The 13,243-nt window shown below is 65.0% G+C and carries 11 protein-coding genes; 8 read left to right on the top strand and 3 right to left on the bottom strand.

Annotated elements, in window-relative coordinates:
• Positions 1-6 precede the first annotated feature (6 nt).
• The 6 genes from M2361_RS26885 to M2361_RS26910 all read left to right on the top strand — a co-directional run bounded on the left by M2361_RS26885 (position 7) and on the right by M2361_RS26910 (position 7,957).
• Entirely contained in the window at positions 7-432 is a 426-nt protein-coding gene (locus tag M2361_RS26885; RefSeq protein WP_006217064.1) for a F0F1 ATP synthase subunit epsilon, read from the top strand.
• 195 nt (positions 433-627) lie between these two features.
• Positions 628-1,467: a helix-turn-helix domain-containing protein gene (locus M2361_RS26890; RefSeq protein WP_259252833.1), complete on the top strand. Its 840-nt coding sequence runs from the start codon at positions 628-630 to the stop codon at positions 1,465-1,467.
• A 57-nt stretch (positions 1,468-1,524) separates the two neighbouring features.
• Positions 1,525-2,598 (top strand): uroporphyrinogen decarboxylase, encoded by a 1,074-nt coding sequence (gene hemE / locus M2361_RS26895; RefSeq protein ID WP_259252834.1) that lies wholly within the window; start codon positions 1,525-1,527, stop codon positions 2,596-2,598.
• A 351-nt stretch (positions 2,599-2,949) separates the two neighbouring features.
• Positions 2,950-5,040, top strand: a complete 2,091-nt coding sequence (locus tag M2361_RS26900; protein ID WP_259252835.1) for a primosomal protein N' — start codon at positions 2,950-2,952, stop codon at positions 5,038-5,040.
• 13 nt (positions 5,041-5,053) lie between these two features.
• Entirely contained in the window at positions 5,054-7,114 is a 2,061-nt protein-coding gene (locus M2361_RS26905; RefSeq protein WP_259252836.1) for a UvrD-helicase domain-containing protein, read from the top strand.
• Between the two features lie 15 nt (positions 7,115-7,129).
• Complete coding sequence (locus tag M2361_RS26910; RefSeq protein WP_259252837.1) at positions 7,130-7,957, top strand: AraC family transcriptional regulator; 828 nt, start codon at positions 7,130-7,132, stop codon at positions 7,955-7,957.
• 28 nt (positions 7,958-7,985) lie between these two features.
• On the opposite strand, the gene M2361_RS26915 is transcribed toward M2361_RS26910, so the two are convergent.
• Positions 7,986-9,047 (bottom strand): low specificity L-threonine aldolase, encoded by a 1,062-nt coding sequence (locus M2361_RS26915; RefSeq protein WP_259252838.1) that lies wholly within the window; start codon positions 9,045-9,047, stop codon positions 7,986-7,988.
• Positions 9,048-9,163: 116 nt separating this feature from the next.
• On the opposite strand from M2361_RS26915, the gene M2361_RS26920 reads away from it, so the two are divergent.
• Entirely contained in the window at positions 9,164-10,015 is an 852-nt protein-coding gene (locus tag M2361_RS26920) for a class II glutamine amidotransferase (RefSeq protein WP_259252839.1), read from the top strand.
• A gap of 156 nt (positions 10,016-10,171) precedes the next feature.
• Positions 10,172-10,792, top strand: a complete 621-nt coding sequence (locus M2361_RS26925) for a hypothetical protein (protein ID WP_259252840.1) — start codon at positions 10,172-10,174, stop codon at positions 10,790-10,792.
• A 206-nt stretch (positions 10,793-10,998) separates the two neighbouring features.
• Here M2361_RS26925 and dapD read toward each other — a convergent pair whose 3' ends face one another.
• Positions 10,999-11,976: a 2,3,4,5-tetrahydropyridine-2,6-dicarboxylate N-succinyltransferase gene (dapD, locus tag M2361_RS26930; protein ID WP_259252841.1), complete on the bottom strand. Its 978-nt coding sequence runs from the start codon at positions 11,974-11,976 to the stop codon at positions 10,999-11,001.
• A gap of 104 nt (positions 11,977-12,080) precedes the next feature.
• Positions 12,081-13,211, bottom strand: coding sequence for a M20 family metallopeptidase (locus M2361_RS26935; protein WP_259252842.1), 1,131 nt, complete (start codon positions 13,209-13,211; stop codon positions 12,081-12,083).
• Between the last annotated feature and the right edge of the window lie 32 nt (positions 13,212-13,243).

Here is a 13,243-nt window from a genome sequence, read left to right on the forward strand (position 1 = left end):
ACCGATATGGCTACCCTGCATGTGGATGTCGTCAGCGCAGAGGAAGCGATCTTCTCCGGTGAGGCGAAGTTCGTGGTGCTGCCTGGCGAAGCGGGTGAACTGGGCATCTTACCCGGCCACACCCCGCTGATTTCGCGCATACGCCCCGGCACGGTCAAGATCGTTCGTGCCGACCAAGGCGAGGAAAACATCTTCGTCGCCGGGGGCATTCTGGAAGTGCAGCCGGGCAGCGTGACGGTTTTGGCCGACACCGCTATCCGTGCTTCCGATCTGGACGAAGCCCGCGCCGTGGAAGCTCGCAAGAAGGCCGAAGAGGCCCTGGCGAACGCCAAGGACAAGGCGGACATCGCAGTTGTCGAAGCGGAACTCGCCATGCTGGCTGCGCAAGCCATCGCGGCGCGCAAGCTGCGCCAAGGCGGCCGTTCGCACTAAGCGGCAAAGCAGTACACCGGGGCTTGCTCCGGATTGGAAAAAGCGGCCATTGGCCGCTTTTTTCATGCCCGTTCGAAACGCAACGGCGTGCCGCGCCGGTTCCAGGCGTGGCGACCGCAATGCGTTCGATACGAATAGCTGGGCGGGTTTTGCAACAGTAGCCTTCATGCTTGCCTAACGAGTCTTGGGGGTAGCGTGCGAGAAGTCCTGGATTGCGGGGTGCTGCTGGCGCCCGGCCACGAAGCCGCCATGCGCGACTGGGTGACACGGTGTCAGGGCGGGCTGCCGCGCGTGCGCCTGCATCTGGTGCCTTTGGAAGCGCAGGTGGCCGTGGACCATGCGGGCGCACCCGAGACCACAAGCCTGCCCGCGAGCCTGCAACAAGACGTGCAGGCCTTGGCCCGCGTAGCCGTGTCGCTACGGCGCTATGACAGTTGCGTGCTGCCGGTGGCGCCATCGTCGGTGGCCTGGGCGCGCATGGCCCTGTCGCACGCGGGCGACGCGCTGACCACGCCCTTGCTGCTGCTGATGGACGGCATGAAAGCACCCGCCATCGAAGACTTGTTGGGCCTGGGCGCCACCGACTTCATGGCGCAGCCCGCCTGCGTGGAAAGCATGCGCGTACGGCTCGCCCGTATGCGCCGGCCTGTCTCGGGCTCGCACCCGGCTTGGCGCCAGGCCAGGGTGGAAGAGGCGCCGGCGCGCTACGCCGCCCATGGCACCAGCCCCGCGCTACCGCCACACGCTGCCCGGCCGCAGGTGGCGGCGGACATCCTGGAACAGGGCTTGGCCAATCTGCGCGACACCCGGCGCCAGGCGGCGCAGGAATCGTTCCGCCAGGCCAAGGCGCGGGTGGTCGATGGATTCGAGCGCGAGTACATCCGCCACGCTCTGTCGCGCCATGGCGGCAATGTGGCGCAGGCCGCACGGGCCTGCGAAAAGCATCGGCGTGCCTTCTGGGCCTTGATGCGCAAGCACGGCATCGATGCCGCGCCGTACCGTCAGGCAGCGCAAGGACGCCGGATGCGTGACTAAACCGCTCTTGATCCCCAAGGGAAGTAAAATCACGGCTTCCGATCAACGAGGATAGTCGTGTCTGCTTCCAGCTTGAAGAACGATGTGTTCTTGCGCTCGCTCTTGCGCGAGCCCGTGCCCTATACCCCGATCTGGCTGATGCGCCAGGCGGGTCGCTACCTGCCCGAGTACCGCGCCACGCGGGCCCGCGCAGGCTCCTTCATGGGCCTGGCTCAAAATCCGGACTACGCCATGGAGGTCACGTTGCAGCCGCTGGCGCGCTACGACCTGGATGCGGCCATTCTGTTTTCGGACATTCTGACGGTGCCGCATGCCATGGGCCTGGGCCTGGACTTCGCCGAAGGCGAGGGCCCGCGCTTTGCCCACCCGGTGCGTACCGAGGAAGACGTTGCCCGCCTGGCCGTGCCCGACATGGACAAGCTGCGCTATGTCTTCGATGCGGTAGGCGTGATCCGCCGCGAGCTGGACGGCAAGGTGCCGCTGATCGGCTTTGCCGGCAGCCCGTTCACCATCGCCTGCTATATGGTCGAAGGCAAGGGCAGCGACGACTACCGCCTGATCAAAACCATGCTGTATTCGCGCCCGGACCTGCTGCACCGCATCCTGGAAATCAACGCCGAGGCCACGCTGCAATACCTGAACGCACAGATCGCCGCGGGCGCGCAGGCCGTCATGCTGTTCGACAGTTGGGGCGGCGTGTTGGCCGATGGCCTGTTCCAGCAATTTTCGCTGGCGTACACCAAGAAGGTCGTGGATGGCCTGACCCGTGAAAACGAAGGCCGGCGCGTGCCTGTCATCGTGTTCACCAAGGGCGGTGGCCAATGGCTGGAGCAGATTGCGGCTTGTGGTTGCGATGCTGTCGGGCTGGACTGGACGGTGGACCTGGCCGCGGCGCGCCGCCGCACGGGCGACTCGGTTGCCTTCCAGGGCAACCTGGACCCGATGGCGCTGTTTGGCGGCGGCCCCGCCATCCGCGCGGAAGCCCGGCGCGTGCTGGACGCGTTTGGCCCGGTCGGCAAGGGCGGGCACGTGTTCAACCTGGGACACGGAATTTCGCGCTTTACTCCGCCGGAAGCCGTAGCCGAATTGGTCGAAGAAGTCCACCAACACAGCCGCGCGCTGCGGGGGTAAGTGAGTGGACGCTTCGGTTCCAAGGGCCGATATTTGAGGGCCCGGGCAAGTACTTGTGCACAGCAGGAATTTGCCTGGGGAAAACCCTTTAGAAGCTAGTTTACAATCTTGGAACGTTATATAAGCTACTGTTTTTAAACGGAAAAAGTGAGTTTTCCACCGGATTGCAGCATGCTGCGCAATCTTGGCTTATTCCGAAAATTGACGTTGCTCCAGCCTTTTCCCCAAAGTTATCCACAGGCGCCGCCCAAGCCGGCCGGCGCGCCCCGGCGGCAATTGTCCGGCGGCGCCTTCCCCCATTACCTATCAGCCATTCGGATTAATCCTTTTCCATGACCCGCCCAAGCCTCCATGTCTGAACCGCTGCCAGGAACGACGTCCGAAGCCGTCTGCTGGGTGCGCGTGGCGCTGGACGTGCCCTTGCCCGGCCCCTTCGATTACCGCAGCGATGCGCCCGTCGCGGTGGGCTTGCGGGTGATCGTCCCGTTCGGGCGGCGCAAGATGGTCGGCGTGGTGGTGGAGAACCCGGCGGAGCCGTCATACGAGCCCAAGCAGATCCGGCCGATCGAACAGGTGCTGGATGACCTGCCCCCCTTTGACGAAGATTGGCTGCGCATGGCGCGCTTTGCGGCGGACTACTATCAACGGCCCCTGGGCGAAGTGATGTTGCCGACCTTGCCGCCGCCACTGCGCAAGCCCACCGCGTATCAAGGCAAGCGCTCGGCGGGCGGCCCAGTGGCGCGCCTGGACAATCGCAAGCGCAAGCCGGTGCGTGCGCTGGCCAAGGCGGACCAGCCGCCGGAACTTAACGACGCGCAGCGCGCCGCCGTGGACACCATTGGGGCATTGACCGGCTTCAAGCCTGTGCTGCTGCACGGTGTAACGGGCAGCGGCAAGACCGAGGTCTACCTGCGGGCAGCGGAAAAAGTGCTGGGTCAAGGGCGCCAGGTGCTGCTGATGGTGCCCGAGATCAACCTGACGCCGCAGTTGGAAGCCGCGCTGCGCGCGCGCCTGGAAGCCTTGGTGGGGCCGGATGGCCTGGCCGTCATGCACAGCGGCTTGTCCGACGGTGAGCGGCTGCAAGCCTGGGCCCGCGCCCAACGCGGCGAGGCGCGCATGGTGCTGGGCACGCGCATGTCGATCTTTGCGCCCCTGAGCAAGCTGGGCTTGATCGTGGTGGACGAAGAGCACGACGCTTCCTACAAGCAGCAGGACGGCCTGCGCTATTCGGCGCGTGACCTTGCCGTGTGGCGGGCGCATGATCTGGATATTCCCGTGGTCCTGGGGTCGGCCACGCCGTCCCTGGAAACCTGGCAGCATGCCGAGCGCGGCCGCTATCTGCGCTTGACGCTGCCGGGCCGGGCGCGCTCCAGCACGCTGCCGTCGATGCGCCTGGTGGATACACGCCGCTTGCAGATGAAGCACGGCATGTCGCCGCATTTGCTGGAGGCCATCGGCCAGCGACTGGAACGCAAAGAGCAGTCGCTGATCTTCCTGAATCGGCGCGGCTATTCCCCAGTGCTGCATTGCCAGTCTTGCGCCTGGGTCAGCAACTGCCCGCGCTGCACCGCGTTTACCGTGCTGCATCGCACGGATGGGCGCGGCCATCGGCTGCAGTGCCACCACTGCGGTTACCAGGCGCCGGTGCCGCGTGCGTGCCCGGAATGCGGCGACCAGGACCTGGCCCCCATGGGCCGGGGCACCCAGCGCATCGAAGAGCATCTGGCCGAGCTATTTCCGGGTGCGCGCATCCTGCGCATTGATGCCGACAGCACGCGCAAGAAAGGCAGTGCCGAAGCGCTGTTCGCTTCGGTCCATGCGGGCGAGGTCGACATCCTGGTGGGCACGCAGATGGTGGCCAAGGGGCATGATTTTGCGCGGCTGGGCCTGGTGGGCGTGCTGAATTCCGATTCGATGCTGTTCGCGCACGACTTCCGCGCGCCCGAGCGCCTGTTTGCTCAGCTGATGCAGGTGGCGGGCCGTGCCGGCCGCCACCAGGGCAATGGCGAGGTGCTTATCCAGACCGGCTACCCGGAGCAGCCGGTGTATCAGGCCTTGCTGCGCCATGACTACGCGGGCTTTGCGCGCCATGCCCTGCATGAACGCGAAAGCACCGGCTTGCCGCCCTTCGTCTATCAAGCCCTGCTGACGGCCGAAGCGCGCGAACTGAAAGTGGCGCAAGCTTTCCTGGAGCGCGCGCGCGTGCTGCCGGAAGGCGAATGGGCCGCCGATTTTCCGGGCCTGGATGCCATCATGCTGTACGACCCGGTGCCGCTGCGGGTGGTGCGGGTGGCTAATATCGAGCGAGCCCAACTGCTGGTGGAAAGCAGCAGCCGGCCGGCCTTACAGGCCTTTCTGACGTCGTGGTCGCACCACTTGCCGTATATCGCCAACGAGGCGCGGGTGCGCTGGCAGTTGGAAGTCGATCCGCTTGAAATCTAGCCCAAGGTCCAACATGTCCGCCAACGAAGCCATTGCCCAAGGGATGAACCCCGCCCAACGAGAGGCGGTGCTGTACCTGGACGGCCCCTGTCTGGTGCTGGCCGGCGCCGGCAGCGGCAAGACGCGCGTGATCACGCAGAAAATTGCGTATCTGCTGCGTGAATGCGGCTACATGGGCCGCAACGTGGTGGCCTTGACCTTCACCAACAAGGCCGCGCGCGAGATGGACGAGCGCGTCAAGACGCTGGTGGACCGCAAGCTGTCCAAGGGCCTGATCATCAGCACGTTCCACTCGTTGGGCGTGAAGATGCTGCGCGAGGAAGCGCGCAACGCCGGGCTCAAGCCCACGTTTTCCATCCTGGATGCCGATGACGCCATGTCCATCATCCAGGAACTGCTGGCCACCACCGACAAGGCGCGGCTGCGGCACGTGCAGGGCATTATTTCGCTGTGGAAAAACGGGCTGATGGAGCCGGACGACGCCGCGCGCGAAGCCGTCACGCCCGGCGACGTGGAAGCCGCCCACATCTACCGCAGCTATGCCGCCACGCTGGCGGCCTATCAGGCGGTGGACTTCGATGACCTGATCCGCATTCCCGCGCTGCTGTTGTCCAGCAACGAAGAGGTGCGCACGCGCTGGCAAAACCGCGTCCGCTATCTGCTGGTGGACGAATACCAGGACACCAACGTGTGCCAGTACCGGCTGGTGCAACTGCTGACGGGCTCGCGCGCCATGTTCACGGCGGTGGGCGACGACGACCAGGCCATCTATGCCTGGCGCGGCGCCACCATTGAAAACCTGGCCAAGCTGACCACCGACTACCCCAACATCAAGCTCATCAAGCTGGAACAGAACTACCGCTCGGTGCAGCGTATTCTGGCCGCCGCCAACGCGGTCATTGAAAAGAACCCCAAGCTGTTCGACAAGAAGCTGTGGTCCGACCTGGGCGTGGGCGAGCCCATCCTGGTGTCGGCCATGGACGGCGAAGAGCAGGAAGCCGAATCCATCGCCATGAAGGTGTCGGCCTCGCGCTTTGAACGGCAGGCGCAGTGGAAGGATTTCGCCATCCTGTACCGCAGCAATCATCAGTCGCGCATTCTGGAACAGGCGCTGCGCAACCTGAAGATTCCGTACACGATCTCGGGCGGGCAAAGCTTCTTCGACAAGGCGGAAGTGCGCGACGTCCTGTCGTACCTGCGCCTGTTGGCCAATGACGATGACGACCCCGCGTTCATCCGCGCGGCCACCACGCCCAAGCGCGGCATCGGCCAGGCCACGTTGCAGGTGCTGGGCCAGTACGCGGCCACGCGCGAAACGTCGCTGCTGGCCGCCGTGGCCGAGACCGGCCTGGAAAGCCTGCTGGCGCCTCGCCAGTTGGAGCCCCTGCGCACCTTTGCCGAATTCATCCGCCGCATGCAATGGCGCGCCGGACGCGGCACCACGGGCAAGGACGCCGCGCCGGCTGAACCCGCCGGCGTCATCCTGGACGACTTGCTGGAGGCCATTCAGTACGAACGCCATCTGTTCGAACTGTTCGAGGAACGCCCCGCGCAAACACGCTGGCAGAACGTGCTGGAGCTGACCGGTTGGCTCAAGCGCAAGGCCGAAGAAGACAACATGACGCTCTTCGATCTGGTGCAGCACGTGGCGCTGGTCACGATGCTGGAGCGCGGCGAGGAAGACGAGCCCGATGCGGTGAAGATGTCGACCCTGCATGCGTCCAAGGGCCTGGAGTATCCGCACGTGTATCTGGCGGGCGTTGAAGAAGGCTTGCTGCCGCACTTGGGCAAGGACGACGAAGTGGGCGACCCCGCGCGCGCGGCCGAGAACCTGGCCACGCGCATCCAGGAGGAACGCCGCCTGATGTACGTGGGCATCACCCGCGCGCAGCGCAGCCTGAACCTTAGCTGGTGCAAGCGCCGCCGCCGCGCGCGCGAAGACCTGGTGCGCGAGCCGTCGCGCTTCATCGAAGAGATGGGGCTGGGAGATGTGCGCGTGCAGGAAGACGAAGCCACCGCCGCCATGAACCCCAAGGAGCGCATGGCCATGTTGAAAGCGCTGCTGAAGAAGTAGCGCGCGGCCTGTGCCATGAAAGACGACGTCCGCTATCTGCCCGTGTCCGGCACGCCGGGGCTGGTGCTGGGGCAGGCGCGTCTTAGCGAATTCCAATTTGACCGCCACTATCACGAGGACTATCACATCGGCCTGGTGACGCAGGGCGTGCAACGCCAGCACTTTCGCGGGCAGAGCATTCTGCTGGGGCCGGGCGGCATTGCGCTGATGCCGCCCGGCGAAATCCATGACGGCATGGGGGCGGACGACCAGGGCTCGGCCTATGTGCTGAAGACGTTCCGAATTTCAGCGGCGTTGATGCGTGCCTGGATCGAAGACGTGTCGGATGCCGCGCCCCGCGAGCACTTCTTCGGCACGCTGCTGCAAGACGCCGCGCTGGCGCAGCGCTTCATGGCCTTGCACAACGTGTGGATGTCCCGCGCGCCGGACGAGCCGTTGGCGCGGCAGTCGCAATCACTGGCTTTGATGGCCGACCTGTTCGTGCGCACGCGCACGGTGTCGCCGCAGGTGGTCAAGGGTGGCCTGTCAGCGGCGCATCGGCTTGCGGTGCGGGATTACTGCCATGCGCATCTGAGCGAGAAGATCGCGCTGGACGACCTGGCGCGGTTGTGCGGACTTAGCCGTTTTCAATTCCTGCGGCGCTTTACGCACACGGCCGGTTTGACGCCCCACGCCTGGCTGGTGCGGCTGCGGCTGGAGCGGGCCTGCGCGGTGCTGGCCACCGCACGCATGTCGGTGGCCGAGGTGGCGGCGGAAGTGGGTTTCTATGATCAAAGCCATTTCAACCGCGCCTTCCGCGCCGCCTATGGCGCACCGCCTTCGGCCTATCAACCGGCGGCGTAATCGAAGCCGCAGGCGTCACACTGCCGGTTCAGCTCACCCGCGCGCGCAGCGCAGACAGGAAGTGGTCGACGTCTTGTTCCGTGGTGGCAAAGGACGTCACCAGACGCACGATGCCCGGGCCCCAGCGGTCGTGATAGAAGCGAAAGCCGTCGGCTAGCAGGCCGTCGATGGCGGCGGCGGGCAATTGGCAGAACAGGATGTTGGCGTCGGCCTTGCCTTGCAGGGTCACGCCGGGCAGGCCTTGCATGCCCGCCGCCAGCCGGGCGGCCATGGCGTTGGCCTGGCGCGCGTTGCGCAGCCACAGGCCATCATCCAGATACGCTTCCATCTGCGCGGACAGCAAGCGCATCTTTGACAGCAGATGGCCGCCGCGCTTGCGCCGGAACGCCAGGTCGCGCGCACGCTCGCGGTTGAACATCACGATGGCCTCGGCGCCCAGCACGCCGTTCTTGGTGGCGCCGAACGACAGGATCTCCACGCCCGCTTTCCACGTCATGTCCGCCGGCGTGCAGTCCAGGCTGACCAGCGCGTTGGCAAAACGCGCGCCGTCCATGTGCAAGGGCAGGCCCGCATCGCGGCAGACGTTGCCGATGGCCTGGATCTCATCCAGGGAGTAGACGCTGCCGGTTTCGGTGGCCTGCGTGATGCTGACGCAGGACGGCTGCACGGAATGCACGTCACCCGCCTTGCGCCGCGCCTGCTCCGCCAATTCAAGCGGGTCGATCTTGGCGTCGGCCCCGCCCAGCAGCATCAGGCGGGCGCCATGGGTGTAGAACTCGGGTGCACCGCATTCATCGTTGGCGATATGGCTTTGCGCGTGGCACAGCACGGCACCCCAGGGCGGCGTCAGCGCGGCCAGGCTGAGCGAATTGGCGGCCGTGCCGGTGGGCACGAGCAGCACGTCGACCTCGTGCTCGAACAGATCGGCAAGCCGGCGCTGCACATTCAGGGTGCTGTCGTCGGCGCCATACGGCTGGGCCTGGCCGGCGCTGGCGCGCAGCAGCGCTTCCACTATTTCGGGGCTGGCGCCCGCGATGTTGTCGCTGGAAAAGCCCATATTGGGGGCGGGGACGGATAGGGGCGTGTTCACGGGTGGCTTCGGCTGATACGGGAAAGCCGTCACTATGCCGGGGAGCGCGCAGGCGGGCTTGTAGAAAATTGCGGCTGGCTCCTACACTGGGCAAGTCCATCTTGAAGGAGCGCATCATGTGTCGTTGGCTGGCTTACACCGGAAGTCCCCTACAGATGGAAAGCGTGCTGTTCAAGGCCAAGCATTCGCTTATCGACCAGAGCCTGCATTCGCGCCTGGGCGCCACCACGACCAATGGCGATGGCTTTGGCCTGGGTTGGTACAGTCGGCCCTCGAATAGCCACATCGAGCCGCCGTTCCGCTACCGCAGCGTGCACCCCGCCTGGAACGATCGCAACTTGCGCGAAGCCGCGCGCGCCATCCACGCGCCGCTGTTCGTGGCGCATATCCGCGCGGCCACCGACACGCCCGCGCAAGAAACCAACTGCCATCCGTTTCGCCACGGCCAGTGGCTGTTCGTGCATAACGGGGTAATTCGCGACTACCCCCTGCTGCGCCGCGACCTGATGCTGATGATTGCGCCGGCCTATTTCGGGTCGCTGGAAGGGTCGACCGATTCCGAGGTGATGTTCCTGCTGGCCCTGACCTTTGGCCTGGAGGAAGACCCGATTCCCGCACTGGCCCGCATGGTGGGCGCGGTGGAAGAAACGGGCCGCCGCCATGGCGTGACGCATCCCATCAACATGACGGTGTGCGCGCTGGACGGCGAAAGGCTGATCGCGGTGCGTTATTCCAGCGAGGCGGAGTCGCGCACGCTGTTCCACAACACCTGCGTGCGCCATTTGCGCGAGCTCTATCCGCAGGACCCGCAGATCGCCGCGCTGGACGAAGACGCCTTCCTGCTGCTGTCCGAACCCTTGAGCGAAATGCCCGGCGTCTGGGAAGAAGTGCCGGAAGCCACCGCCATCATCGCCGGCGGCGGCGATGTGCGGCATTACCCCTTCGTACCGATCGCGCCGGGCCCTTGACGCGGTTTTTGGGCAAAATCCGGCCAAATATCGTCGAAATTGGCCGATAAATAGGGGTCATCAAGCACGTATCGCTCATATAAGGGAGAATGCGTGTCGCAGTGACTTTGCGACGTCCTGGGCCGCGAAAGCACCCCAACTCAATAAGGAAGTTGCATGACAGATAGCAAAACCCCGCAGGTCTCAGACGCATTGGCGGTGTTTACGCACACGGGGAACGCCCCGGTTCGCTTTGAATTGCATGACAAGGGCGTGGTCCGCCAACAAGGCGACACACGCAGCTACACCGCCTTCGCGGATGTACTGGACCTTTGCCTGTTCCCCGCTGAAGCGGGCGCAACGGCAGGCCCGATTAACCAATTTGCCTACCGTACCAGCACGACGCAAGACTGGACCGTGGTGTCCGGCGACGTCAGCAACTTCGCCCAGTTCCTGGATGCATTCCGCTCGCGCTACGTCGCGCAGCGCTTGCCCGTGCTGGAAGCGTTGATGGCCGACGGCAAGCGCGTGGCATTCCGGACGATCAAGTCCGGTGATTTTCCCGGCTTCGACACGCAGGAATTGGCCCTGTCGGCCGAAGGCCTGCATATTGACGGCGCCACCTGGCCCTATGAATCGTTGCAGCGCATCGACCTGAACGACTGGACCGAGACGATCACCCTGCAAGACGACAACGGCAAGACCGTGTTTTCGTGCGTGGCGACGCGCATTCTTAGCTCGGATCTGTTGGTGAACCTGGTGTACGACCAGTTGGGTCAAACGGCGGAATACGCCTGACGGGAGTCGTCCCGCAAGCAGCGTAACGGGCTCGCTTGATACGTAAAGACGAAGGGCCGCCCCGAGCATTACGAGCGGCCCTTTTGCATGGGGTTTGGCGTTTGTTGTTGCGTCGCTTTGCCGATGACGTTGATGCTGTTGCTGGCGCAGTTGCTGATGCTGCTGCCGCTGAGGTTGCTGTTGTCCTTACCGTCTTGGCGAGCGGGTCAATGCCCCGCGTGCAGCGCGGGATTCAGCGTGCCCCAGGCGACGGTGCGGATCAGCGTTTCCACAGCCCCCGTCTGTGAATTTCGACGGAACAGCAGCCCGTGCCGACCCGCCAGCGACGCCGCTTTCACGACCGTGCCTTCCGGCGTCAGCACCCGCGTTCCAGCTGTGATGTAGCAGCCGGCTTCCACCACGCAGTCGTCGCCCAGCGAGATGCCGACGCCTGAGTTCGCGCCCAGCAGGCAGCGTTTGCCGATCGATACCACCTGCTTGCCGCCGCCCGACATGGTGCCCATGATGGACGCCCCGCCTCCGATATCACTGCCGTCGTCCACGATGACGCCCGCGCTAATGCGGCCTTCGACCATCGAGGCGCCCAGCGTGCCGGCGTTGAAGTTGCAGAACCCTTCATGCAGCACGGTCGTGCCCGCCGACAAGTGCGCACCCAGGCGCACGCGTGCCGTATCCGCAATACGCACGCCGCTGGGCACGACGTAGTCGGTCATGCGGGGAATCTTGTCCACGCCGCGAATTTCCAGCGTTTGCCCCGTGGCGCGCAATTGCCAGCGCAAGGCATCCACCTGATCCACCGCGCACGGCCCCACGGACGTCCACGCCACGTTGGTCAGCACGCCGAACAAGCCATCCAGGTTCGCCTCATGCGGGCGGATCAGGCGATGGCTGAGCAGATGCAGCCGAAGATAGGCGTCATGCGCATCGGCGGGCGGTTCATCCAGCGAAGCAATGGCGGTGCGCACGGCAACGATATCCACCTTGCGCCGCGTGTCGCGGATCAAGGCCGTGGGCACATGTTCGCCCAACGCGGCGCGGGCTTCTTCAGGCGTAAGGTGGCGCGTGCCAGAAGCAGGCGTACGATCGGCCAGCGACGGGCGTGGATACCATGTGTCAAGCACGGAGCCATCGGCGGCAAGCGTAGCCAAGCCGTAGGCAATGGCGCTGGAGGAAGCGGCGGACATGATGATTTGCGATAAAAAAAATAGAAAATTTCGACGTAGGATGGGTGAAGCGCGAACGGCCGTTCAATAGAACACCGCCGTAAATCGCGCGCAACCCATCACCCCTACGCCAATTCCTTCAACAGCAATTCCCAGAACTTCAACCGCTGCTCCAGCGTCGATACCAGCACATACTCATTCAAGGTATGCGCCCCATCCCCGTCGGCACCCAACCCGTCCAACGTAGGAATTCCCATCGCCGACGTGAAGTTCGCGTCGCTGCCGCCGCCCGTCATCGGCGCGTCTTCCAGCAGGAAACCCGCCCGATCCGCGTAGCCTTGCACCAGCGACAGCAACGCCGCCGCCGCGTCCGTCTTCACCATCGGCGGGCGGTTCAGTTCAACGTTGATATCCAGTTCCACGTCCGGCCCCACCGCGCACAATTCGCGCATGCGGCGCAGCACGTCTTCGGCGGCGCCCATGTCCGGCACGCGGAAGTCCACCACGCAGCGGCACAGCGCCGGCACTGTGTTCGTGACCGTGCCGCCCGCAATCGTGCCCACGCTGACCGTGATGCCACGGTCGTAGTCAGTCATCGCTTCCAGCGCCAGTACCTGGTGCGCCATTTCGCGGATCGCGCTGCGGCCCTTTTCGTGCTGCATGCCGGCGTGCGCCGGGCGGCCCTTTACGTTCAGGTTGAGCATGCCCGTGCCCTTGCGCGCCGTCACACACTTGCCGCCGTTCGGGCGGGCCGGTTCGCAGACCAGCGCGTACTTGGCGTTGGCGGCGAAGCGTTCGATGTGCACGCGGGACGCATGGCTGCCGGTTTCTTCATCCGGCACCACCAGGAAGTCCACCGGCAGTTGCGTCGCGCCGGGGCGCGCCACGCCGGCCAGCGCCGTCAGCGCCAGGTAGATGCCCGCTTTCATGTCATAACTGCCCGGGCCGTAGAGGCGGTCGCCATCAATGCGCACCGGGTTCTCAAGCAGCGTGCCCACCGGATGCACCGTGTCCATGTGCGCCAGGATCAGGATGCCGGGGCGCGTGTCGCCGGGCGCGCGGTTGGTGGCGTACAGCAGCGGACCCGTGGTGGGGCCCAGCGACGACAGCTCCACCGTCAAGCCCGCGGCGGCCGCGTAGTCGGCGATGATGCGCGCCATGGCGGCGATGCCCTCGGGAAAGTTCGACGGCGATTCGCATTGCAGCCAGCTCTGGATGCCAGCGACGATCTGTTCAGTGCTTTGAGTGTTGGACATGGCGGGTTCGGTGTTCAGCAATGAAAAAGGAA

This window comes from Achromobacter sp. JUb104 (genome assembly GCF_024806975.1).
In the GTDB taxonomy this organism is placed as follows: Bacteria; Pseudomonadota; Gammaproteobacteria; order Burkholderiales; family Burkholderiaceae_B; genus Achromobacter; species Achromobacter spanius.

Coding starts and splice junctions, on each gene's coding strand:
- dapD (WP_259252841.1), bottom strand. CDS start 11,976: ATGTCCGCCGCTTCCTCCAGCGCCATTGCCTACGGCTTGGCTACGCTT.
- M2361_RS26935 (WP_259252842.1), bottom strand. CDS start 13,211: ATGTCCAACACTCAAAGCACTGAACAGATCGTCGCTGGCATCCAGAGC.
- M2361_RS26885 (WP_006217064.1), top strand. CDS start 7: ATGGCTACCCTGCATGTGGATGTCGTCAGCGCAGAGGAAGCGATCTTC.
- M2361_RS26925 (WP_259252840.1), top strand. CDS start 10,172: ATGACAGATAGCAAAACCCCGCAGGTCTCAGACGCATTGGCGGTGTTT.
- M2361_RS26900 (WP_259252835.1), top strand. CDS start 2,950: ATGTCTGAACCGCTGCCAGGAACGACGTCCGAAGCCGTCTGCTGGGTG.
- M2361_RS26920 (WP_259252839.1), top strand. CDS start 9,164: ATGTGTCGTTGGCTGGCTTACACCGGAAGTCCCCTACAGATGGAAAGC.
- M2361_RS26905 (WP_259252836.1), top strand. CDS start 5,054: ATGTCCGCCAACGAAGCCATTGCCCAAGGGATGAACCCCGCCCAACGA.
- M2361_RS26910 (WP_259252837.1), top strand. CDS start 7,130: ATGAAAGACGACGTCCGCTATCTGCCCGTGTCCGGCACGCCGGGGCTG.